At 52.5% G+C, this 21,364-nt stretch carries 25 protein-coding genes; 16 read left to right on the plus strand and 9 right to left on the minus strand.

Annotated elements, in window-relative coordinates:
• On the plus strand, window positions 1-1,217 hold a 1,217-nt coding region (gene mgtE / locus A6395_RS07030; RefSeq protein WP_071398494.1), incomplete at its 5' end, for a magnesium transporter.
• A 143-nt stretch (window positions 1,218-1,360) separates the two neighbouring features.
• A complete protein-coding gene (locus A6395_RS07035) occupies window positions 1,361-3,142 on the plus strand; it encodes a solute:sodium symporter family transporter (protein WP_071398495.1) in 1,782 nt (593 codons plus the stop codon).
• Between the two features lie 38 nt (window positions 3,143-3,180).
• On the opposite strand, the gene A6395_RS07040 is transcribed toward A6395_RS07035, so the two are convergent.
• On the minus strand, window positions 3,181-4,083 hold the full coding sequence (locus tag A6395_RS07040; protein ID WP_071398496.1) for a sensor domain-containing diguanylate cyclase: 903 nt from the start codon (window positions 4,081-4,083) through the stop codon (window positions 3,181-3,183).
• 152 nt (window positions 4,084-4,235) lie between these two features.
• Between A6395_RS07040 and A6395_RS07045 the strand changes: the two genes are divergently transcribed.
• The 4 genes from A6395_RS07045 to A6395_RS07060 all read left to right on the plus strand — a co-directional run bounded on the left by A6395_RS07045 (window position 4,236) and on the right by A6395_RS07060 (window position 6,654).
• Window positions 4,236-5,249, plus strand: a complete 1,014-nt coding sequence (locus tag A6395_RS07045) for a serine hydrolase domain-containing protein (protein WP_071398497.1) — start codon at window positions 4,236-4,238, stop codon at window positions 5,247-5,249.
• On the plus strand, window positions 5,249-5,638 hold the full coding sequence (locus A6395_RS07050) for a GNAT family N-acetyltransferase (RefSeq protein WP_070329157.1): 390 nt from the start codon (window positions 5,249-5,251) through the stop codon (window positions 5,636-5,638). The genes A6395_RS07045 and A6395_RS07050 overlap by 1 nt, the downstream gene beginning before the upstream one ends.
• Window positions 5,639-5,650: 12 nt before the next feature.
• Window positions 5,651-6,355, plus strand: coding sequence for an SDR family NAD(P)-dependent oxidoreductase (locus A6395_RS07055; RefSeq protein ID WP_071398498.1), 705 nt, complete (start codon window positions 5,651-5,653; stop codon window positions 6,353-6,355).
• A gap of 89 nt (window positions 6,356-6,444) precedes the next feature.
• Entirely contained in the window at window positions 6,445-6,654 is a 210-nt protein-coding gene (locus tag A6395_RS07060) for a hypothetical protein (protein WP_071398499.1), read from the plus strand.
• Window positions 6,655-6,672: 18 nt separating this feature from the next.
• Here the strand turns inward: A6395_RS07060 and A6395_RS07065 are convergent, their stop codons facing one another.
• On the minus strand, window positions 6,673-7,116 hold the full coding sequence (locus A6395_RS07065; protein ID WP_070329160.1) for a hypothetical protein: 444 nt from the start codon (window positions 7,114-7,116) through the stop codon (window positions 6,673-6,675).
• A 145-nt stretch (window positions 7,117-7,261) separates the two neighbouring features.
• Between A6395_RS07065 and A6395_RS07070 the strand changes: the two genes are divergently transcribed.
• Window positions 7,262-8,257, plus strand: a complete 996-nt coding sequence (locus A6395_RS07070) for an MDR family oxidoreductase (protein ID WP_071398500.1) — start codon at window positions 7,262-7,264, stop codon at window positions 8,255-8,257.
• Between the two features lie 61 nt (window positions 8,258-8,318).
• Here A6395_RS07070 and A6395_RS07075 read toward each other — a convergent pair whose 3' ends face one another.
• From A6395_RS07075 to A6395_RS07085, 3 genes are all read right to left on the minus strand, one after another.
• Window positions 8,319-9,779 (minus strand): UDP-N-acetylmuramoyl-L-alanyl-D-glutamate--2,6-diaminopimelate ligase, encoded by a 1,461-nt coding sequence (locus tag A6395_RS07075; protein WP_071398501.1) that lies wholly within the window; start codon window positions 9,777-9,779, stop codon window positions 8,319-8,321.
• Between the two features lie 155 nt (window positions 9,780-9,934).
• Window positions 9,935-10,135, minus strand: a complete 201-nt coding sequence (locus A6395_RS07080; protein ID WP_071398502.1) for a helix-hairpin-helix domain-containing protein — start codon at window positions 10,133-10,135, stop codon at window positions 9,935-9,937.
• Window positions 10,132-10,365 carry a hypothetical protein gene (locus tag A6395_RS07085; RefSeq protein ID WP_071398503.1) on the minus strand — a complete coding sequence of 78 codons (234 nt, stop codon included), beginning with the start codon at window positions 10,363-10,365 and terminating at the stop codon, window positions 10,132-10,134. The genes A6395_RS07080 and A6395_RS07085 overlap by 4 nt, the downstream gene beginning before the upstream one ends.
• Before the next feature lie 123 nt (window positions 10,366-10,488).
• On the opposite strand from A6395_RS07085, the gene A6395_RS07090 reads away from it, so the two are divergent.
• Together A6395_RS07090 and A6395_RS07095 are read left to right on the plus strand one after the other, a co-directional pair.
• A complete protein-coding gene (locus A6395_RS07090) occupies window positions 10,489-10,707 on the plus strand; it encodes a zinc-ribbon domain-containing protein (protein ID WP_233589660.1) in 219 nt (72 codons plus the stop codon).
• A gap of 174 nt (window positions 10,708-10,881) precedes the next feature.
• Window positions 10,882-11,154, plus strand: a complete 273-nt coding sequence (locus tag A6395_RS07095) for a hypothetical protein (RefSeq protein ID WP_071398504.1) — start codon at window positions 10,882-10,884, stop codon at window positions 11,152-11,154.
• A gap of 6 nt (window positions 11,155-11,160) precedes the next feature.
• Here A6395_RS07095 and A6395_RS07100 read toward each other — a convergent pair whose 3' ends face one another.
• Window positions 11,161-11,964 (minus strand): HAD-IIB family hydrolase, encoded by an 804-nt coding sequence (locus tag A6395_RS07100; RefSeq protein WP_159429455.1) that lies wholly within the window; start codon window positions 11,962-11,964, stop codon window positions 11,161-11,163.
• A 64-nt stretch (window positions 11,965-12,028) separates the two neighbouring features.
• Between A6395_RS07100 and A6395_RS07105 the strand changes: the two genes are divergently transcribed.
• From A6395_RS07105 to A6395_RS07125, 5 genes are all read left to right on the plus strand, one after another.
• Complete coding sequence (locus A6395_RS07105; RefSeq protein ID WP_071398505.1) at window positions 12,029-12,280, plus strand: hypothetical protein; 252 nt, start codon at window positions 12,029-12,031, stop codon at window positions 12,278-12,280.
• Window positions 12,281-12,396: 116 nt separating this feature from the next.
• Entirely contained in the window at window positions 12,397-12,957 is a 561-nt protein-coding gene (locus tag A6395_RS07110) for an RNA polymerase sigma factor (protein ID WP_070329168.1), read from the plus strand.
• The gene (locus tag A6395_RS07115; RefSeq protein ID WP_071398506.1) at window positions 12,954-13,667 is read left to right on the plus strand and encodes an anti-sigma factor; all 714 of its coding nucleotides are present in this window, start codon (window positions 12,954-12,956) and stop codon (window positions 13,665-13,667) included. Before A6395_RS07110 ends, A6395_RS07115 begins: the two co-directional genes overlap by 4 nt.
• Window positions 13,668-13,750: 83 nt before the next feature.
• Entirely contained in the window at window positions 13,751-14,662 is a 912-nt protein-coding gene (locus tag A6395_RS07120) for a Gfo/Idh/MocA family protein (protein ID WP_071398507.1), read from the plus strand.
• A 16-nt stretch (window positions 14,663-14,678) separates the two neighbouring features.
• Window positions 14,679-14,864 carry a hypothetical protein gene (locus tag A6395_RS07125; RefSeq protein WP_071398508.1) on the plus strand — a complete coding sequence of 62 codons (186 nt, stop codon included), beginning with the start codon at window positions 14,679-14,681 and terminating at the stop codon, window positions 14,862-14,864.
• A gap of 37 nt (window positions 14,865-14,901) precedes the next feature.
• On the opposite strand, the gene A6395_RS07130 is transcribed toward A6395_RS07125, so the two are convergent.
• Window positions 14,902-15,819: a DMT family transporter gene (locus tag A6395_RS07130; protein ID WP_071398509.1), complete on the minus strand. Its 918-nt coding sequence runs from the start codon at window positions 15,817-15,819 to the stop codon at window positions 14,902-14,904.
• 328 nt (window positions 15,820-16,147) lie between these two features.
• On the opposite strand from A6395_RS07130, the gene abc-f reads away from it, so the two are divergent.
• Window positions 16,148-17,983 carry a ribosomal protection-like ABC-F family protein gene (gene abc-f, locus A6395_RS07135; protein ID WP_071398510.1) on the plus strand — a complete coding sequence of 612 codons (1,836 nt, stop codon included), beginning with the start codon at window positions 16,148-16,150 and terminating at the stop codon, window positions 17,981-17,983.
• Between the two features lie 17 nt (window positions 17,984-18,000).
• Here the strand turns inward: abc-f and A6395_RS16085 are convergent, their stop codons facing one another.
• Both A6395_RS16085 and A6395_RS07140 read right to left on the minus strand, forming a co-directional pair.
• Window positions 18,001-18,162 carry a hypothetical protein gene (locus A6395_RS16085; protein WP_173647382.1) on the minus strand — a complete coding sequence of 54 codons (162 nt, stop codon included), beginning with the start codon at window positions 18,160-18,162 and terminating at the stop codon, window positions 18,001-18,003.
• A gap of 607 nt (window positions 18,163-18,769) precedes the next feature.
• Entirely contained in the window at window positions 18,770-19,618 is an 849-nt protein-coding gene (locus tag A6395_RS07140; protein WP_071398511.1) for a Cof-type HAD-IIB family hydrolase, read from the minus strand.
• Window positions 19,619-19,784: 166 nt separating this feature from the next.
• On the opposite strand from A6395_RS07140, the gene A6395_RS07145 reads away from it, so the two are divergent.
• On the plus strand, window positions 19,785-21,299 hold the full coding sequence (locus A6395_RS07145) for a BCCT family transporter (protein WP_071398512.1): 1,515 nt from the start codon (window positions 19,785-19,787) through the stop codon (window positions 21,297-21,299).
• Window positions 21,300-21,364: the final 65 nt, after the last annotated feature.

Below are 21,364 nucleotides of genomic sequence, written 5' to 3' on the forward strand. Positions count from 1 at the left end.
AACCCGATCGGGCGTTTGTATACAGCGCTCTATCACCGGAAGAGTACACCGATTTATTTGAAAAATTAGAGCTCGATGAACAACAGCAGTTCATCCAAGAAATGCCGCGCCCGTATGCGGTCAGCGTCTTGAACGATATGTTCTCGGATAATGCCGCCGACCTCATGACCGAACTTCCGGACGATTTCATGAACGAACTGTTCGAGCAGATGGACGAGACCGAGGCGACCGAGGTCAAGGACTTGATGCGCTATCCGGACGATACGGCCGGCGCCATCATGACGACCGAGTTCATCGTGCTACAGGCCGACAAAACGATCGGGGCGACACTCGAAGAGTTGCGTGACCTCGGTCCTGAAGCTGAGACGATTTACTATTTATATGTAATCGATGCAGACCGACGTCTCGTCGGCGTTGTGTCGCTCCGTGATTTGATCGTCTCCCCGCTCGACCATCTCATCGCCGATATCATGGGGCGGCGGGTCGTTTCGGCCCACGTCATGGCCGATCAAGAAGACTTGGCCCGAACCGTCCAAAAGTATGACTTGCTCGCGCTCCCGGTCATCGATAGCGATGATCACTTGCTCGGCATCATCACCGTCGACGACGTCATGGACGTCATCGAACGCGAGACGACCGAAGACTTTGAAGAGCTGTCCGCAACGAAAGGCTCGTCTGACATCAACATGGGCCCGGTCGAGGCCGCGAAAAAACGTGCCCCTTGGATCATCAGCCTCATGTTCCTCGGGATGATCACCGCATCGACGATCGGTGGATTTGAAGATACGCTTGAGACGATCGTTTTGCTCGCCGTCTTCATGCCACTCGTCATGGGGTCGGCCGGAAACGCCGCCACCCAGTCGCTCGTCGTCGCCGTACGTTCGATCGCACTAGGCACGATCAACCGGAAAAATGTCGCCAAGATGATTCGCCGGGAGTTCGGAACTGGTGTCCTGCTTGGACTGGCCTGTATGGTCGTTATTTTCGGGGTCATCACGGTCCTGTACGATAGCGCCTTGATCGGCATGATCGTCGGCTTGTCGATTTTCGCCTCACTGAGCGTTGCCACGATTGTCGGTACACTCGTCCCGCTCTTGATCAACCGCCTGAAACTCGATCCGGCCGTGGCCTCGGGTCCATTCATCACGACGGTCGTGGACAATCTCGGATTGCTCATCTACTTCACTGTCGCCACTTCATTGCTTCGCTTTTTCTGACACCTGACGTTTCAGGTGTCTTTTTTCGTGTGAGCTTTGTTACGGTTTGTTTACAAAAGCGATGATGGGAAATAATTATCGTGCCAGGTGGGTAATTACGAAAAGTACTTATAGATAAGAAGTAATACAAGGAGGGATAAATCGTGACGATTCAACAAGTTATATACATATTAGTGACCGGAGCCTTATTCATGGGACTCGTCGCTTACGTATCCTATCGCCTGACAAAAGGAAAAGTCGACAGCGCCGATGATTATTTCTTGGCCGGTCGCGGGCTGACCGGTCTCTTCATCGCCGGGTCGCTCCTGCTCACAAACTTATCGGCCGAGCAGTTGATCGGCTTGAACGGGCAGTCGTTCGCCGGCAACATGTCGGCGATGGCATGGGAAGTGACGGCTGGGATTGCCGCCATCATCATGGCACTATTCCTACTGCCACGCTTTCTCGGCATCGGGATCACGACGATCCCTGAGTTTTTAAGTCAACGCTATGACGAGGACGTCCGGCGCTTGACCGTCCTCTTGTTCTTGTTCGGTTACATGTGCGTCACGATTCCGTCGATGCTCTATTCCGGCGGACTCGCGGTCCTTCAGCTCTTCGACGTGCCCGAACTGCTCGGGATCAGCTTTGAACAGTCACTTTGGCTCGTCATTTGGTTCATCGGCATCATCGGCGCTATCTACGCCATTTTCGGCGGCCTCCGCGCCGTCGCGGTGTCGGATACACTCAACGGCATCGGGCTCATCATCATCGGCTTCCTCGTCCCGACGCTCGGCTTTATCGCACTCGGCGACGGCAGCGTCGTCGAAGGGATGAAGACGATCGCGACGTCGAACCCTGAAAAGTTGAACGCGATCGGGTCATCGAATGACTCGGTGCCATTCCTATCCATCTTCACCGGAATGATTTTCGCGAACTTGTTCTACTGGGCATTGAATCAATATGTCATTCAACGGGCTCTTGGGGCTAAAAACCTCGCCGAAGGACAAAAAGGTGTCCTCTTCACCGGTTATTTGAAGTTGCTCGTTCCAATCTTTATGCTGCTTCCAGGCATCATCGCGTTTCACTTATACGGCACGAACATGGACAAGGCAGACCTCGCCTATCCGAGTTTGATCGCCGACTTGCTACCGACGTGGCTCATGGGCTTCTTCCTCGCCGTCTTGCTCGGCGCGGTGTTCAGTTCGTTCAACTCATTGCTGAACAGTATCGCCACACTGTTCGTGCTCGACATTTATAAACCGAAGTTCAAACCCGATGCCTCGGACAAAGATTTGATCCGGGTCAGCAAATGGTTCGGGACGTTCGTCGCGCTCGTCTCGTTCTTCGTCGCACCGAACTTGATGTACGCGCCGGACGGTCTTTGGGACTTGATTCGCCGTTTCACCGGTTTCTTCAACATCCCGATTCTCGTCGTCGTCTTGATCGGCATGCTCGTCAAGCGCGTGCCGCCGATCGCCGCTAAAATCGTCATCGGCTTCCATGTCATCACGTACTACTTCTTAGTCTGGGGTATGAAACAATGGTTCGGATTTGACCTCGGCATCAACTTCATACACATCTACGGCATCTTGTTCGTCATCGAGACGAGTATCATGTTGTTGTTCGCCAAACTGCGTCCGATGCAGCAAATCAAGCCGATCCGGATCGACCTCGGTCGGGTGAAACCTTGGCGTCATGCGATCTCGACGTCAATCATCCTCATCGCCTCGATGGTGTTCGTCTATTTCGTCTTCTCTCCGATCGGTCTCGCCTATGCGGACGGGATCGTCTCGGGCTGGTTCTGGCCGGCGACGCTGACATTGTTCGCCGCAACGAGCGGTCTCGTCTGGGTATCGTACCGGTACTGGCTCCCGAGATACGAGGTGTACTTGAACAACCTTGGAACGACCGAAACCAAGCTCGAAGAAAAAGCGAGCGGTTGATAATCCATCGAAAAAAGCACATTTCTCGCTGACATTCGTCAGTGGGAAATGTGCTTTTTCATCTTGCTTCTTTTTTTCTGTTCATACATTTCTCGGTCCGCTTCCTCATACAACTGAGAGAAATCCGTCAGTTGTTCATGCCACGCCGCACCGACTGAGGCAGAAATTTGTTTCGCTTCAAGCTTTGACTTGACGGCGGTGGCGAAGACAATGAATGACTCCTCATCTTGATTAGGGGCCAACACGACAAACTCGTCGCCTCCGAGCCGATAGACCCTTGTGCTCAGCTCGAGCAACCCGGAAGCCGTTTCTTGAAGTAACTTGTCCCCGGCAGAATGTCCGCGTTTGTCATTGATTCGTTTCAAGTCGTTCAAGTCGATGACAATTGCACCTACACTATCTTTTGAAAGAAGACAGACCGCTTCATTGAACGCTCGACGATTCAACACGCCGGTCAAGCTGTCGTGACGGCTTTCGTACGCTAATGTCTCTCGTTCTGCAACGGCAGCCTGAACGTTTCGAATCACACCTTGCACCGCAACGATTTCACCGTTCTCATAAATCGGCGTCGTATATTCCTCGAACCACAAATAACGGCCATCGTCTGTTCTCCATCGTTGCAAAATCGCCTCGTCGTAATCGACGTTTCCTAAAACTTTATTGACGAGAAGTTGATAGTCATCTGGGTGAACGCGACGAAAACAATCATACGGATCCTCATAATTGGTCGCTACGACCCCTTCACCTAGATAGAGGTCTAAAGATGGACTGATATACCGGAATCGAAAAATCGGTTTGACTTCAAATATGTAGATGACGTCCTTGATTCGATTTCCGAAATGCGTAAATTCCTCATCCATCCCTTTGCGAGACTGACGAATCTTTTGTATAGCAAACGTCAAAATCAGACCTACTAGCAAGCCAAATCCAAATTCAATCATTGTATTTCCTGCTCCCACTTTTTAAAATATTTGTTTATCGTATCACGAGAGAGAGATGATACCTATCACTTTTCCATTATTTAGGTTAATGTTTATGGTAAGGTTTGCTTATTGAACAAGAACGCGAATATTCCAACCCCGGAGGTCCATGCATGAAGAACAATTGGTCAGATTTTGAAATCTCATCCGCTTTTTCAGGCACATGTCTCGCTGTCCGAAAGCATGACCTATTAATCGAACGCCAACAAGGATATGCGAATCGTTCCGAACGACTGCCAAACCGTGACGTGACTCGGTTCGGGATCGCCTCTGGCTGTAAGCTGTTCACGGCGATCGCCATCTGTCAGCTCGTCGAACAAGGGAAGCTGGCGTTCACTTCGCTGCTCCGAGACTGTCTATCCCTTGATTTACCTAAGTTTGATACACGTGTGACAGTCGAAACGTTACTCACTCATACGTCAGGCATCCCGGACTATTTTGATGAATCCGTCATGAACGACTTTGAAGAGTTATGGCAACAACGTCCGATGTATCAGCTACGACGATTGAGCGACTTTTTGCCGATGTTCCAGCAACAGTCAATGAAACATGAAATCGGCGAATTCCACTATAATAACGCCGGTTACATTTTGCTCGGTCTCATTGTCGAACAAACGAGCGGATTGACGTTCTCGGATTACATCGAACAGTTCGTCTTCACACCGGCCGGCATGACCGATTCCGGTTACTTCTCGCTTGACGCCTTGCCTGCCGATACGGCGCTCGGCTATATCAACAATCCGGACGGTTCATGGCGGACAAACCAGTACTCTATTCCCGTCAAAGGCGGTTCGGACGGAGGGGCGTTCGTGACGGTGGCCGACATGGCCAAACTATGGGACGCGTTGCTCGGGCATCGTCTTCTCGGTCAACAGATGACAACGCGGTTATTGACACCTCACGTGACCGTCAATGACCGGGGCGGACATTACGGGTATGGCGTCTGGATTCAACTCGAACCTAACGAAGAGGTATTCAAATATCACGTGATGGGTTACGATCCCGGTGTCAGCTTCCATTCCGCCTATTACCCTGCTTTAGAAGTCATTTCGACCGTCTGTTCGAACGAGTCAGAGGGGGCGTTTGATGTGATGAAAGCGATTGAAGTGAAAGTGGGTGCGTCTTGATGATCATCCGTCTTTACGATGAACGAGATTTTGAACAGATTCAAGCATTGAACGAAGCTGAGGGCTGGCACCAGCTCGTTCGTCAAGATGAGTTGACAAAAGAAGCATGGCGCCGCTCGAACATCGCTTTCGTCATCGAGTCTGAAACGGGACACGTGATCGCCTATCTTCGCGGTTTGACCGACACAAAAGTCAGCCTTTACGTGTGCGAGTTGCTCATCGCTGCTTCGCACCGCCGGCTTGGCCTCGGGGAACGGTTATTGACACACGTCCATGCACTCTATCCTGAGACACGACTCGAGATGCTCGCGAGCGCTTCCTCGCATACGTATTATGAACGCTTGAACTTCCGCCCCTTCTACGGTTTTCGAAAAACGATTCACGAATAGGAGAGAATTTATTTGAAACTTGCCCTTGTCACCGGTGCGTCACGCGGTCTCGGCCGTGCTGTCGCCGAAGAACTGTCGAGACGAAACTACGACGTCATCAACCTATCACGCTCGCAATCACGCGATTTAACGTTCAAACATATCGAAGTCGATTTATCCGACGTATCGAGTACACTTCGAGCCCTTGACCAAATCAAGCCGTACATCGCTGACGCCACGTCGCTACTCATCATCCAAAACGCGGCGTTGATCGAACCGATTCAACGGGCCGGCCATCTTGACACGGAGCAGCTCACCGCTCACGTTCAGGCGAATCTGCTCGCCCCGATGCTGATCACGAACGCCGTCCTCGCTTACGATGTGCCCGTCTCGCTCATCCACGTGACGTCAGGTGCCGCCAAACGTTCGATTTCGGGGTGGAGCGCCTACTGCGGCACGAAAGCCGGACTCGACCACTTTAGTGAGACCGTCGCGCTCGAACTAGAAGGAACGAGACATCGCCTCGCCTTGTTCAACCCGGGCGTGATGGACACATCCATGCAACAGACGATCCGCGCGTCTTCACGAGAAGCGTTTCAAGATGTCGAACAGTTTCAAGCTTACGAGACGGAAGGAAAACTGCGCTCGCCTGAGACGGTCGGCCGCGTCCTCGTCGAGCAGTTGATCGACAAGCCGTTTGTCAATGGAAAAACGTACGCCATCCACGACCTTATCTAATTTTAAACCGGGTATAAAAATAGACCAACCCTGTCTCGTTTGACCGGCTACACTAGAGTCAAATCAAATGAGAAAGGGTGGCGTGATGTATGAAGACTATAGCGGGAGGATTGCTGTTTTTCGGGATATTCAGCCTCGGGCTATCGTTCACGATGATTGGAGATATCGCGATCGTCGGAGCGTTGGTGAGCGGTGTGTCCCTGCTGTGTAGCGTCGGGCTCTGGTTCGGTGCCACGGAAGTGATGCGTATGCGTATGGACATGAGCGAAGTCAAAAAAACGTCTTTCCCTTCTGAATAAGGGAAAGACGTTTTGGATTCAGTTTTGGTTATCGGTCTCATCTTCAAAGTCATCATCGGCAAACTCTTCAAAATCGTACTCTTCGAAGTCTGCCTCATCGATAAAGATGTCACGATCATTGACGACGTGAATCGGGCCATTGGCCACATCGATTCGAATCGTCCATGCCCATGGAATGCGCAGTCGGCTATATACGCCCGTCCAGAATTCCATCGATTCTTGCTCGTATCGTTCGAACTCTGTCAGTAACTCTTTAAACGTTACTCCTGACAACTGGAAGTTTGATTCTTGGATTCGCTCGAGCGCGTTATGTGTCGCTTCAAGCTCCGCCGCGCGGACCATCTCTTCAGCAGTCGCCATTTCGAGAATAGTTCCATCTGGTGGCAGAATGTCGTATACGTTGAACAATTCGCCTTCTTCTACTTCTACTTCTTCATCAAACTCATAGTCGTCGTGCCGCATGCTTCATTCCTCCTCACTCTAATTGAATCTACTACATTGTACCATTCCACACCTCGTTATAACGAAACATTCGCGTATATATTTTCGAGAGTGGGGAATCATACAAAGGGAACAGATTTGCCATACAGAAAGGGGCCAATTTACAATGAACGACTCATTTCAAGCACTCGTGCTCGACAAGCGTGACGACCGACTCCATTCCGAGGTGACTGAGGTCGATCGTGACTCATTACCCAAAGAAGAGGACGGCAACGTCCTCGTCGAGGTCCATTATTCGGCACTCAACTACAAAGACGCCCTCGGATTGACCGGATCGGGCAAAATCGTCAGCCATTATCCGTTCATCCCAGGCTGCGAATTCGTCGGGAAAGTCGTCGAATCCGATCATCTTGATTTCAAGCCGGGGGACGAAGTCATCGCGACCGGATTTGGCATCGGTGAGCGTCATTTCGGTGGCTTCAGCCAGTTTGCACAAGTTCCAGGAAATTGGCTCGTGAAATTACCGGAAGGCATGAACATGCGAGATGCCATCACGATCGGGACACCCGGACTGACCGCCATGTTCGCGATTGAGGCACTCGAACACGAAGGCGTTCATCCCGGTCAAGAAGTGCTCGTCACGGGAGCATCCGGCGGAGTCGGAAGTTTCTCAATCGCCTTGCTCCATAAACTCGGCTATCACGCCATTGCCTCGACCGGAAAAACAGATTTATCTTATTTAACCGATCTCGGTGCTGAACAGACGATACCACGCAGTGAATTGGAAGGAACACCCCGACCACTCGCTCGCCAACGATTCGATGCTGCGATCGACTCGATCGGCGGTAACACGCTCGCGAATATTTTAAGCCAAACCCGATACGAAGGAACGGTCGCCGCTTGTGGACTAGTTGGAGGTCACGAACTTCCTGCGACCGTCTACCCGTTCATCCTGCGAGGCGTCCGTCTCGTCGGCATCGATTCGGTCATGCAGCCGATCACAAGACGAGTGACGGCGTGGGAGCGGCTATACGAGCTGATCGAACCGCACGTACTCAATCGGATGGTGCACGAGATCCCGCTCCATGATGTTCCGCGTCAAGCCGAGGCGATGATGCGCGGTGAGCTGAGCGGCCGGACCGTCGTCCGCATGAACGGCTAAACGTCAAAGAAGGGCTGAATCCAACGATTCAGCCCTTCTTCTATATGCTTGGTAATGAAATTCAAACGGCCGGTTCTTGGCCTTTTAATTTTTTCAATTCTTCTAACAAGATATCCGATTCATTGAACGGAATCGCTTCGCTGCCGACACGTTCGACATGGTCGTGCCCTTTTCCGACGACGACGATGCGTTTGCCGTCGAGCGCTTGCACGGCCGCATGGTGCAACGCGTCTCTTCGCGCTTCAAACGTCACATAATGCGTGTCCGCTTCGATGCCTTCGAGCAGTCCGTCGATGATCTGCTTCGGATTTTCGGTTCGGACATCGTGTACCGTCACAATCAGATCGTCCGAATAGCGGCTCGCGATGCGTCCCATCTCGGCCCGCTTCGTCGGGTCCCGGTCTCCGGCCGCGCTCAAGACGACGACGAGCTGCCGCTCCCCTTTTTGTAAAGTAGACAGACATTTTTCCAATCCGTCCGGTGTATGGGCGTAGTCGATATAAATCTCCGCATCTTCCGTGTCAAGCCGCTCGAGGCGACCTTTCGGAAGTGTGAGCCCTGGAACATTATCGATAATCGCGCGAAGCATGAGCTCCGACGTTGAGACGAGACCGATGGCCGCGGCCAAGTTGGCAGCGTTGAACGATCCCATAAAGTGAACAGGCGCTTCGATCGTCATCGCGTTCATTTTGATGCGGACGGTGTGACCTAGCCAAATGACTTGAATATCGGCCGGGACGTCTGCGCGCGTACTGTACATGACTTTCCGCCGTGTCGGTGCGAATGCGGCCATCGTCTCGCTCGCCGGGTCTTCCGCGTTCAAGATGATGGCGTCGCCGCCTGTCGTTTCGACTTGCTCAAACAGACGCGCCTTCGCCCGTGCGTATTCATCCATTGAACGGTGGTAGTCGAGGTGGTCGTGCGTCAAGTTCGTGAACGCCGCCGCATGGAAGCGGACCCCTTCGACGCGCCCTTCCATCATGGCGTGCGATGATACTTCGACGACACAGTCGGTCACCCCGGCATCTGCCATTTCGGCCAAGATGCGGTGCAGGACGACGGCTTCTGGCGTCGTGTTGGGCGTCTTTAACTTCTTATCTTTATAACGGGCTCCAATCGTACTGACAATCCCGACCGGACGTCCTGATAAACGAAATAAATCATATGTTAACGTAGCAGTCGTCGTCTTCCCGTTCGTACCGGTGACGCCATAAATTCGCATCCGATGGGACGGGTGGTCGTAAAACGCGCTCGCCACGACTCCGGCCGTTCGTTTCGTATCGGCAACGACAATGTTCGGCACCTCGAGGTCAAGCGGAGATTCAGAAATCACCGCGCTCGCGCCTTTAGAGACAGCGTCTTCGGCGAATTCATGTCCGTCCACCGTATAACCACGGATGCAGATAAACAAATTCCCTGGACTGACCTTTCTGGAATCTGTTTCAATTCCGGTCACCCATGGATCACATTCGATATCATCCATCTCATTTCCTAGAATGGCGGATAAATGTTTCGTCCTCATGCTGTGTACTTCCTTTCTCATGGGTGTCGCTAGGTTAACAAACCTTATCGTCATGGTACTAGATTTTAGGCTGTAATAGAGATGACAAATATATTACTTCCCTTTTTCATAGGAAAACATACGTCTAACCAAAAAATTCCTAGCCCATATCGGGACTAGGAATTCATTTCGCTATCAGTGAACCGAAGTCCTTGTTCAGCGAGAGCAATCTCTAACAATCGAAGCACACTCGGTCCGATGCCGTGCATCTCGGCAATCTCCGTTCTCGAATACGTCGCGAGTTGTTCAAGCGTGTCAATATAAGCCGCTGCAAGTGCCCGCTCCGCTGGCGCCGAACATTTCGGGATTGGCGTCATCCGACTCCCTCCTTTCCTCCGTACTTCTGGTCGATCATCGGGAGGCAGGCGAGGATTCGCTCGATGCAAAACGTCCGCCGGGCTTGCTTCATGATGTCCCATGCGATTACTTGTTCCCCTTGTAGCTTCATCAACTTGACTCGTCGCTTCGAGATGACCCCGTGACGATCCACATACATCAATTCGACGACCCGGCCCATCCGCATCCAACGCGTCACTTCATTCTTCATCCTGTCCCCTCCTTTGTTACTGCTAGTATACAGAACATTTGTTCTTATTTCTAGTTATTAAGTGTGTTTTCACCTGTTTTCCCGTATGCTTGAAAAAACGAGACAGAGAAAGGAGCTTTACCTGTGACGACTTATGTCATGCTTGCCGTACTCGCCGCTTTCTTGTTCATCTCAATGATCTTTGCCGCCAAGGCGTTGCCGAACTTGAAAGACGTCTTATTCAACCGCGGAAGCTTGTTCGGTCAAGAGAGCGAGACCGTCACGTGCCCGAACTGTAAACAGACGTTCAAACGGGCACCGGGCAGTAGCCAAACCTGCCCCCACTGCTATCATTCATTTTGACCTAAAACACCCGAAGATCCGCATAAACGGTTCTTCGGGTGTTTTTGAATGTGCTCCGCGGTCAAAGTAACCGTTTACGGCGCGGTGATTAGTGAAATATAACCCTTACATATTTAGACCATTGCCCGCCGCGACCAAAACATGAGCGAACTGGACCCTCTGAAGGAGTTTACAATGTCATTTATTACCGACCGCGAATTATACGAACGCATCCAACAAAAAGACGCCCTCGCTTTAGAACTCCTATACGACCGTTATGAACGAATCTTGTACGCCATCACACTGCGTTTGACGACACACCCTGACTTGGCAGAAGCCGCCCTCTCGACCGTGTTCACCGAACTTTGGCACAGTCACGTCTCATTTGATTTATCCACGAGAACGGTTCGGTCCTGCTTGCTCGCGAGCGCGGAACAAGCGGCACTCCGTATCGCTCAAAGCGCTTGAAGTGAACTAGTGCGACCGTGTCTCCTGCACAAATCGCATCAACACCTCTAGCATTCCTTCCGCATAACTTCCCGCGGTCACGCGATCGTGTTCAGACTTGGCTTGCTCCGTCCCGTTGCCGAGGACGTATCCGTTACCGACATGCTTCAACATTGCCAAGTCGTTCCCGCTGTCACCGAACGCATACGCTTCGCCCGCTCGAAATGCAAAGCGGGTACAGACGTAATCGACCGCTGCGGTCTTCCCGGCTCCGCGTGGGATGAAGTCGATATCATACGCACCGATGGGATCGCCGGCGAGCGGATTGCAGCGGCTCACATTGACGGCGATACCGAAGTCACGGGCAATCGAACGGATGAGCTCAATGTCGTCCTCATTCTCGCCAAAGTAATAGTAATTATGCATCCATGTGCTCGTCCCAAGATTTGTCTGAGGTTCAATCAGGCGCGCTTTCTCTAATTTGGCCACGATTTCTGACACACGATTCGAAAAATCAGGCGGGAACCGCGACGAAAATCCGGTATCGAGTTCTAGTTGCCCGGACGCCGTCACTTGATAGAGTTCCGTCCCGAGGCTCGAGGCGATCCGATGCGGAAAGTAGCGCATCTCGGCCCGTTTTGCTTTCTCTAGAATCGTCTCAAGCGAGCTCCCCGTCACCCACATCGTCGACAACCGATGAGAGTGCTGCTCGATAAAATCTTCGAGCCGCCGCAAGTGCTCTAGCTGTTCAGACGTACACGCATGCGGGAAATACGTCTCGTCGAAATCAAAACAGACGAGCGTCCGCCCCTCGTTCGTAAATCGCTCCATAGTCATCCTCCTTGTGTCGTCATACCCCATCTCGTATAGTAAAAGGACGAAAGGAATGAGCGACATGAAAAATCGATTAAGTCGGTACTACTGTCAGTATAGCGGAATCCTAATCGGTTTCGCCCTCGTCTTCGCTTTTTTGTCCGGTGTGCGGACGTATCCGTTCTGGCATCAGTCGTTGTCAAACGGGCCCGCGCTCGTCATGACACTCGTCACGGCGACGCTCTTCAGCTACGCGACACATCAACTGCTCACCTACTTGAATTTACGACTCTTTCGTCAAATCGGGGATGCAACTTCCACGTGTTCACGTTGAACACGATGGATACATATGATCATTCACAAAATAGTCATATCAAATAGGCATCCATTTGATGATTCTATCCGTTAGACAAATACAAGGGACTCCCTTCATGAGTAAAGGAGAACGCTATGACTGATATTGAATTGTATGAGCGCGTCAGGAAAAAAGACAAGCAAGCGCTCGAAACATTATATGACCGCTACGAACGAATCTTGTACGCGTTCGTCATGCAACTGACGAAAGACCGCGACCTCGCCGAAGAAGCGATGCAAGAAGTCTTCATCAAGCTGTGGCGCGGCGGCGGTGTGTACGACGAGTCGAAAGGCAAGTTCAAATCGTGGCTGTTCACGATGAGCCGGCACGTCACGATCGACTTGATTCGAAAACGCAAACCCGATTTACAGCTCGATGAATCATATGCTGAAGCGATTCCTTCCCCGTCCCCTTCTGTCGAGACCGAGGTCGAGTGGCAAGAAGAACGGGCCCAAATCGAGACGGCAATGGCCGAGTTGCCGGTCGAGCAACAAAAAGTCGTCCGGCTCATGTATTTCCAAGGTCTTAGCCAGCAGAAGATTGCCGACGCGTGCGACATCCCGCTCGGTACCGTAAAAGGAAGGATTCGATTAGCGCTGAAACAGTTACGAAAACATCTATCCCATGACGATATAGATAAGGAGGTGGAACGATGAACGCCTGTGACCAATTGATCGACTATTTCAACCAACATTTAACGGAAGACGAACGGCTTCGCTTCGAGGCACATTTGGCAACATGTCAAACGTGCCAAGAAGAACTCGAACAACTCGAGGCACTCGTCGGAGGCGTCGCGTTCCTCTCTGAACCGACCGAACCACCGAGCGGCATGAAGGCTCGCATTCTCGACAACGTCTTCGCCGAAGACACAACTGAACCGAAGCTCGTCAAAGCCGAACCGTCTCCCGTCACACCGTTCACGGAAACTCGTAAAAAGCAGAAGTCTTCGTGGGGGGCGCTCGCACTCGCGGCCGCACTCGTCCTCTCACTCGTCGGTAACGGCTATCTGTTGATGAATCAAGACGAGCCGACCGCGATTACCTTGACCGACACGGTGCCGCTCGAAGGCGAATCAGAAGGGGTCGCCTACTTGGCCGAGCAAGACGGCGATCGCCAACTCATCGTCCAGACGAGCGGCCTCGCACCGCTCGAGGCGAACGAAGTATATCAAGTCTGGTTGCTGAAGGACGGCTCCCCGATTCCGACCGGTGCGTTCGTCACAGACGATAAAGGCAACGGTACCGTCATCTATACGCTCGACTCGACCGAGTCAGCGACAGATTGGGATACGGTCGCCGTCACGAAAGAGCCTGAACGGGGCAATCAAACACCCGAGGGCGACATCGTACTAAGTGCCAGTCTCTGACATAGAACCGGATGACTTTACGCGTGAAGCGTAGGTGTCATCCGGTTCTTTTTTCGTTATGATGGAAGAAAGGAGTGGTACATATGAGAAAACCGAAAATCGGTATCGTCGGCCTCGGCGGCATCGCCCAAAAAGCGTATTTGCCCATCTTGACGAACAGCACCTCGTTCGAACTCGTCGGCGCCTACTCTCCGACACAAGCTAAACGGGATGAAATTTGTCGGGCTCATCGGATGGAATCGTTCACGGGACTCGATTCGCTCGCCTCGTCTGTCGATGCGGCGTTCGTCCATAGTTCGACCGAGACGCATTACGAGGTCGTTTCCTACTTGCTCGCGCAAGGCGTCGACGTGTACGTCGACAAGCCGCTCGCCGCAACCGTCGAACAGGCAGAACGGCTCGTCGAAACGGCAGAACGTACGAACCGCAAGCTGATGGTCGGCTTTAACCGTCGCTTCGCCCCGATGTATAATCAAGTGAAGGTAGCGGCCCCATTCCACTCGCTCGACTTCGTCAAGCACCGGGGGGACGGCTTGCGCGGACATGATTACCGGTTCACGTTACTCGACGATTACCTGCACGTCGTCGATACGCTCCGCTATTTTGCCGGAAGCGACTTACGGCTCGTGACGGGACAGATTGAGACGACCGCATCGAACGGACTCCATTTCGCACGTCACGTCTGGCAAGACGGATCTGGCCTGCATACGACGTCGATGCACCGCAAGGCGGGCGTCAATCACGAAGGACTCGTCGCCATCAAGGACGGACTTCGGTTGACGGTCGATGAAATGGTGACGCTCCATCGCTTCGAACACGGCGCGCATTCGACCGAAACGTTCGGTTCGTGGGATACGTTGCTCACGCAACGCGGCTTCCAAGGAGCAATCGACCACTTCATCACGGCGCTGACTGACGATACTCCGATTTTGACGGACGGACGCGAGGCGTTGCTCACGCAACAACTAGTCACAGACTTGTTCAGCAGACGCTGAGAGGAGGAGAATTCAGATGGATTTCTTTTTCTACATTATGATCATCGCCGTCATCGCCATCGCCTCGGACACAATCATCAAGACGCGCAAAGCTCGCGTCGAGGAGCTGCGGCTCAAAGTCGAGCAAGAAAAGCTGGCGATCCAGCGGCTCGAACTCGAGATGAAGCGCGACCAGGACAAATTGGATGACCACGGATTTTAAAAAGACGGTCGACCCTTCATTGGGCCGACCGTTCGTGTTATAAAATGTTTCGTTCGTATGAAGCCGTCACGTCGAGGCGACGCTTTTGGCGCCGTTCGACGAGTGTCGACCAGGTGACGGCCGTGACGATACAGGCAGCGCCGATGAAAAAGTTTCGGTCGAGCTGTTCGCCGAGAACGAGCCAACCGAGATAACCTCCGACGAGCGGCTGGAAAAAGAAGAACAGCGACCCAACGCTCGCATCCATCAGTTCGAGTCCTTTGTTCCAAAAGAAGAACGCCCCGGCCGTCGAGATGATGCCGACGTATAAAACGCTGAGCCAAAGGACGCTCGTCATGTCCGGAACGCCAGACTGCACGACTTCGAGACCCATGAGCGGTGTCATCAAGACGAAGGCAATCCCAATCGCGAACGTCGTGATCGTCAGAGACGAGACCGTTTGCGAAGCGACTTTGACATACACGGACATGAGCGCCCAGGTGATGGCGGCACCGACCAAGACGAGGCTGCCAAGCAAATACGTCCCATCGACGTGCCAGCCGACGACGATGATGACGCCGAGCGTCGCCAGGACGAGTGACCCGATTTTGACGGGTGTGAGCTGCTCTTTCAAAATCAACCGGGCGAACAACACCATGAACGCCGGTGTCGCTGCTGTCACGAGTGAGCCGGTGTGGGCATCGGACAGCTTCGTGCCGATGAATTGGAATGAGATCGAAGCGACGTAACCGATCACACCGACGCGCGCGATCCATTTCCAATCCTCTCGCCTCACTTGTTCACGACCGAACAACGACCATGCCGCGAACAAGACGATGAACGCGACGGCGTAGCGCATCCAGACGAGCGTGAACGGCTCGATGAACCCGAGCGCATACTTACTGACGACGTACATCCCGCCCCAAATGCTAGCGGCGAGCGCCAAACTGATGGCACCGAGCCATTCCTTGCGCATCTTCATCCCTCCTTTGATTCATAACTAATACGACGTCCATCGGATGAACTCCTGTTTTTCAATCGTTGTCGAAATCCAAGAAATCGCTTACACTAGTTATATCGATGATTGAAAGGAGGGAGAAAGGTGAACTTTGTCGAACGTACGCACTGGTCAACTGAACATTTGTACATTTTGCGTGCGATTTTTCACGATGTCGCTTAAACAAGGGACCCGTCTGTCCTTTTTTAGACATTGTTGAAAATACGACGAAGCGCCTCTCTTCCTTACCGAGCGCTTGTTTGCGCTCGGTTTTTTTTGATAGGCCTCGACTTTAGGAGGAACTCACATGTTGATCGACATGCAACACATTCAAAAACAATTCGGTGGCCACGCCGTCCTGACCGATGCCAATCTCCACGTGAACGCAGGCGAGCGGATCGGACTTGTCGGACGGAACGGTAGCGGCAAAACAACGTTGCTCCACTTGATCGTCGGCACCGAGACGCCTGACGATGGTACGATTTATCGAAAACAACGGCTCAACATCGGTTATTTGGCACAATTGCCCGCCCATCCGGACAAGAGCGGGCGCGACGTGCTCTACACCGCGTTCGCCGAACTGATTCGGCTCGGCGAGGCGATGCATGCGCTCGAGACAGAGATGGCGTCAAGCAACAGACTTGAATCGTTATTAGACAAATACGGAGCGCTTCAAACCCGATACGAACAGAGCGGCGGCTATGTGATCGACTCCAAAGTGAACGCTATGATCGATGGGCTGCGCCTCACGCGGTTTGTCGACCGCCCATTCGACACGTTAAGCGGCGGCGAGCGGACGAAGATCGGGCTCGCTTTGGCACTGCTGCAAGAACCAGAGCTGCTCATCCTCGATGAGCCGACGAACCACTTAGACTTAGAAGCGATGGCTTGGCTCGAGTCATTCTTACGGGACAGCCCGTCGACGCTCTTGCTCGTCTCGCACGATCGGGTCTTCCTCGATGTTGTCGCCACACGAATCGTCGAATGCGAGGACGGTGAGTTGACGAGTTTTGACGGCAATTACAGCTCGTTCGTCGCTCAAAAAGAGAAGCTGTTGCTCGACCAATTCCATGCCTACACCGAGCAACAAAAGAAAATCAAGAAGATGAAAGAGACGATCCGGCAGTTGCGGCAATGGGCAAACGAAGGCAATCCCCCGAACGAAAAGTTCTACCGCCGCGCCAAGTCGATGGAAAAGGCGCTGGCTCGGATCGAGACGATCAAAAAACCACGACTCGAGGCGATTCAGCCCGACATCACGTTCACCGCGAGCGGGCGAACCGGGCGCGATGTGTTTGAAGTGACAGACGCTTCTGTCACGTATGATCAGACCGTGTTTCAAAACGTCTCGTTCTACGCCGGTCACGGGGAACGGATTGCCATCGTTGGACCGAATGGCAGCGGCAAGTCGACGCTCTTAAAGCTATTACTCGGCGAGATCGAGCCGACTTCCGGAGACGTTCGCCGGGCGGAACGGGCCCGAATCGGCTACTTGTCCCAGCACGTCCAGTTCGACGACTCGCATCGCTTGATCGAGGCGTTCCGAGACCGGATCGCAGTCGACGAGGGCAAGGCACGGCAGTTGCTCGCCCAGTTCTTGTTTTATGGAGCGAGCGTGTTCAAACCGGTCGGCAATTTGAGCGGCGGTGAAAAGATGCGGCTCATGCTCGCGGTCCTCATGCACGAGGACATGAACGTGCTCGTTCTCGACGAACCGACGAACCATCTCGACATCGAAGCGCGCGAGGCGCTCGAAGAAGCACTCGACCGCTTCACCGGAACGCTCGTCGTCGTTTCCCATGACCGGTACTTCTTGAACAAACTGTTCCCAATCACGTATTGGCTCGATGGAACAATCACCCGTTTCCCGGGAAATGTCGCCTACGCGCTTGAAAAACGGGTTGAACCTCACATCGCTGAACCCGTCTCGCAACCGAAAGCCAAAATAGCCAAACCGCAACGGCCCGTCGATACCGCGGCCGACGAGGCACGATTGAACCAGCTCGAAGATGATCATCAGAGTCTACTCACTCAAATGAACGACACGAACGACGTGGAGGAACTGATGACGCTGCAACGACAAGCCGATGCGCTCCAAGCTGACATCGATACGCTGCTCAATCAGTTGCTTGAATCGATTTAACGACGAACGACGCCGTGTCAACGGCGTCGTTTTTGTTCGAACCAGGATTGGACTAAAAAGCCGGTCACACCGACCGCTATCAAAAAATACGGAACGACGCGCGGCACCGCGCTCGCCTCTCCGATTGACATGAGCAACAGTCCGCTCACAAACGTACCGAGCCAGTACAATTTCGGCATAGATTCACCCCTTCACCCATCACCTAAGAAAAAGCGCCACACGTGTGGCGCTTAACGGTGAGCATTTTCTAAAAAAGCGGACTTTCACCCGATCGAGATACGTCTCAATCGACCGTCCCATTGGATTGGTCAAATACGTGCTAGAAAATCGACGCGATTCACGCAATGATTTCTGAGCGTACGTTCGTCTAGAGGTCGATATAGCCTGGCACAGAAGCGAAAATAACGGTTCCGGATTGGCATTTTACCGACACTTCGACTGTGAAAAATGAAATCTGTCACGAACCTCGTCCTGCTCACCTCTGTTTCCAGAAAAATCGATATCCGTTGACGTCTGCTTCCTCAAAGCATCATGTTTGTCTGCCCCTTGCCGTTTTAACATACGCAAAGTGGACGACAGATCGGATATGAAGGACGGTCACACAGGTCGATTTTTCGGACATGCTGTCTCTCGTTTCACCGAGCCGGCCTCGGCCAAACAACGACTGAATCTTTGTTTCATTCGTTGCCCCCTTTCAGCTCAACACGTTGAATGAGGACTACATTAATACAATAGCCGTTCTGCCCAGTGACGAACCCTAGTTCACCATTTCTTCAAAATTTCAGCTCATACATAACGATCAAGCGCATACGCGACTCCATCAGCCTCGACGTCTTTCGTAATATGGGTACTGATATCTTTTAACGGATCGACCGCGTTACCCATCGCAATTCTCGTTTCCGCCACTTCAAACATCGAGATGTCATTCAAGTTGTCCCCAATCGCAACGATTTCTTCTTGCGGGATCTGATGATGCTCGGCGAGCTGCTTCAGCGCCATGCCTTTACTCGCCTTCGGATGTCCGATTTCAATCTTCGTCCATCCCGCCGTCGTGATCAAAATATCAGTCCGCGGCTCGTACAGCTTCCGTAGCTTATGCAGCTTACGACGATCGAACGAATAGATGAACACTTTGTACACTTCATCGGCTTCAAAATCAATCTCGTCAATCGTATCGACGTATGTCAGGCCGAACTGTTCATTTTGAATCTCGATCTCCCGCTCGCCCCACTCTCGGGTGAACGACTGGTCGTGCGGTAACACCTCATCTAATTCGCCTTTTAACAAGTCGGTACCCGTGCGCAGCACTTTGACACCAGCGTTCGTATAAAACTCGACGTACGTATCGTGCTCATGCGCCACGTCCCATAACTCCTGAACGACTTGTTTCGGGAGGGCGTGATAGTAAATGCGTTCATTTTCATAAAATGCGATCGCCCCGTTCCCGGAAAGGATCGGACACGTCAACCCGCTCCGTTTTAAAATTTCCTCGATGTCATGGATTGAACGTCCTGACGAGATGGCGACCAAATCACCGCGCTCCTGCCGTCGCCGAATCGCTTGTTGATTCGCTTCTGTGATAACACCGGTGCGCGACAATAACGTCCCGTCTAAGTCGATGGCAATCAATTTCATTTAATTCTCTCCTTTCAGCATGTTTGTCTCCATTCTAATTCCCTGATTTGCTCAGTCTCAACTGTCAGATTGCACAGTAAATGAAAACCCCGGTTTCCCACTTTCAAAAATAGGGAATTTATTATTAGTTCTCAATAATATTTGCCTGTTCAGAAAGGAGTTCTTTATGAACATCTCACCTGGAAAACCGCGTTTGAATCGTGTGTTTTACATTTCTGCGAGCATCATTGCCCTGCTCGTCTTATTCGGTGCGATTCGCCCGACATTATTTGCTGATATCGCCGGCAGTATCTTCAACTTCACGACCCGGTCGTTCGGTTGGTTCTACTTACTCGCCGTCTTCTTTTTCGTCCTCTTCTTAATCTTCCTCGCTTTCAGCAAGTACGGAAAGATTCGTCTCGGGGCAGACAGCGACCGACCACAATACCCGTTCTTCACTTGGATCGGAATGTTATTTTCAGCTGGTTTTGGGGTCGGGCTCGTCTTTTGGGGCGTCGCTGAACCGATGAGTCACTTCATCACGCCCCCATATGCGGATACGACCGGATTGACAGTCGAGGGAGCCCGACTCGCCATGGCCTATTCGTTCTTTCACTGGGGCGTCAGTCAGTGGTCCGTCTTCGCCATCGTGGGATTGATCATCGCCTACTTCCAGTTTCGCCGGAACACGGACGGTCGGATCTCGACAAGTTTATCGCCACTCATCAAAGAACGGCCTTACAAACAACCACTCAACCAAGCAATCGACATTTTTGCCGTCATCGCGACGGTCATGGGTGTCGCGACGTCGCTCGGGCTCGGCGTTCTGCAAATCAATGGCGGACTGAATAGCGTCTTTGGGTTGCCGAACACAGCACTCGTCCAAGTCCTCATCATCGTCGTATTGACCGCCTTGTTCTTGACGTCGACGACGACCGGTCTCGATCGCGGGATCAAATGGCTCAGTAACATCAACCTCGGAACGGCACTTGTATTGATGGTGTTCGTCTTCTTCGCCGGTCCGACCATCTTCATCTTAGAGACGTTCACGCTCGGGCTTGGCGACTATTTGCAAAACTTTATCCGCTATAGTCTCCGTCTCCAACCTTATCAACAAGGGACGTGGGTAAGGGACTGGACGATTTTCTACTGGGCATGGGCCATCGCCTGGTCGCCATTCGTCGGAGCGTTCGTCGCTCGTGTTTCACGAGGCCGTACGATTCGCGAATTCATCGTCGGTGTTCTCGTCGTACCACCGTTCATCGCGCTCATGTGGATTGCCGTGTTCGGCGGGACCGCCCTTCATCTCGACTTGTTTGAAGGGACATCGATCGCCCAGGCAGTCGACGCGGACGTCACGAGCGCCTTGTTCGTCACGTTCGCCGAGCTGCCGTTCAGTTTCATCCTGTCTATCTTGTCGATTTTATTGATTCTCACGTTCTTGATCACGTCGGCCGACTCGGCGACGTACATCATCAGCAGCATGACAACGAACGGAAGCTTGAACCCGCCGCTTTCCGTCCGCATCGTCTGGGGCATCTTGCTCGGTGGCATCGCCGCTGTCCTGCTCATCGCGAGCGGACTCGAAGGGCTACAGACCGCTTCCTTGATCTCGGCCCTGCCGTTCACGATCATTCTAATCTTGATGGTGTACACGCTGTTAAGCTTGTTGCGTCAAGAGAACATCAAAAAAATCAAATGAGTTTGTCTGAGCCGCCGATTTCATGGCGGCTCTATTGCTGTCTCGATACGTCGGTCCGTGTTGAC

Origin of the sequence: Exiguobacterium sp. SH31, from assembly GCF_001816105.1 — a bacterium.
Taxonomy (GTDB): Bacteria; Bacillota; Bacilli; order Exiguobacteriales; family Exiguobacteriaceae; genus Exiguobacterium; species Exiguobacterium aurantiacum_A.

Bases quoted from the DNA above. Each gene is read 5' to 3' on its own strand.
- A6395_RS07130 (WP_071398509.1), bottom strand. From the start codon at position 15,819: ATGCGCAAGGAATGGCTCGGTGCCATCAGTTTGGCGCTCGCCGCTAGC.
- A6395_RS07100 (WP_159429455.1), bottom strand. From the start codon at position 11,964: ATGGAGCGATTTACGAACGAGGGGCGGACGCTCGTCTGTTTTGATTTC.
- A6395_RS07140 (WP_071398511.1), bottom strand. From the start codon at position 19,618: ATGAAATTGATTGCCATCGACTTAGACGGGACGTTATTGTCGCGCACC.
- A6395_RS07105 (WP_071398505.1), top strand. From the start codon at position 12,029: ATGAAAAATCGATTAAGTCGGTACTACTGTCAGTATAGCGGAATCCTA.
- A6395_RS07080 (WP_071398502.1), bottom strand. From the start codon at position 10,135: ATGACGCCAATCCCGAAATGTTCGGCGCCAGCGGAGCGGGCACTTGCA.
- A6395_RS07125 (WP_071398508.1), top strand. From the start codon at position 14,679: ATGGATTTCTTTTTCTACATTATGATCATCGCCGTCATCGCCATCGCC.
- A6395_RS07115 (WP_071398506.1), top strand. From the start codon at position 12,954: ATGAACGCCTGTGACCAATTGATCGACTATTTCAACCAACATTTAACG.
- A6395_RS07050 (WP_070329157.1), top strand. From the start codon at position 5,249: ATGATCATCCGTCTTTACGATGAACGAGATTTTGAACAGATTCAAGCA.
- A6395_RS07085 (WP_071398503.1), bottom strand. From the start codon at position 10,365: ATGAAGAATGAAGTGACGCGTTGGATGCGGATGGGCCGGGTCGTCGAA.
- A6395_RS07045 (WP_071398497.1), top strand. From the start codon at position 4,236: ATGAAGAACAATTGGTCAGATTTTGAAATCTCATCCGCTTTTTCAGGC.
- A6395_RS16085 (WP_173647382.1), bottom strand. From the start codon at position 18,162: ATGCCGAAATTGTACTGGCTCGGTACGTTTGTGAGCGGACTGTTGCTC.
- A6395_RS07060 (WP_071398499.1), top strand. From the start codon at position 6,445: ATGAAGACTATAGCGGGAGGATTGCTGTTTTTCGGGATATTCAGCCTC.
- A6395_RS07120 (WP_071398507.1), top strand. From the start codon at position 13,751: ATGAGAAAACCGAAAATCGGTATCGTCGGCCTCGGCGGCATCGCCCAA.
- A6395_RS07110 (WP_070329168.1), top strand. From the start codon at position 12,397: ATGACTGATATTGAATTGTATGAGCGCGTCAGGAAAAAAGACAAGCAA.
- abc-f (WP_071398510.1), top strand. From the start codon at position 16,148: ATGTTGATCGACATGCAACACATTCAAAAACAATTCGGTGGCCACGCC.
- A6395_RS07070 (WP_071398500.1), top strand. From the start codon at position 7,262: ATGAACGACTCATTTCAAGCACTCGTGCTCGACAAGCGTGACGACCGA.
- A6395_RS07075 (WP_071398501.1), bottom strand. From the start codon at position 9,779: ATGAGGACGAAACATTTATCCGCCATTCTAGGAAATGAGATGGATGAT.
- A6395_RS07145 (WP_071398512.1), top strand. From the start codon at position 19,785: ATGAACATCTCACCTGGAAAACCGCGTTTGAATCGTGTGTTTTACATT.
- A6395_RS07095 (WP_071398504.1), top strand. From the start codon at position 10,882: ATGTCATTTATTACCGACCGCGAATTATACGAACGCATCCAACAAAAA.
- A6395_RS07040 (WP_071398496.1), bottom strand. From the start codon at position 4,083: ATGATTGAATTTGGATTTGGCTTGCTAGTAGGTCTGATTTTGACGTTT.
- A6395_RS07065 (WP_070329160.1), bottom strand. From the start codon at position 7,116: ATGCGGCACGACGACTATGAGTTTGATGAAGAAGTAGAAGTAGAAGAA.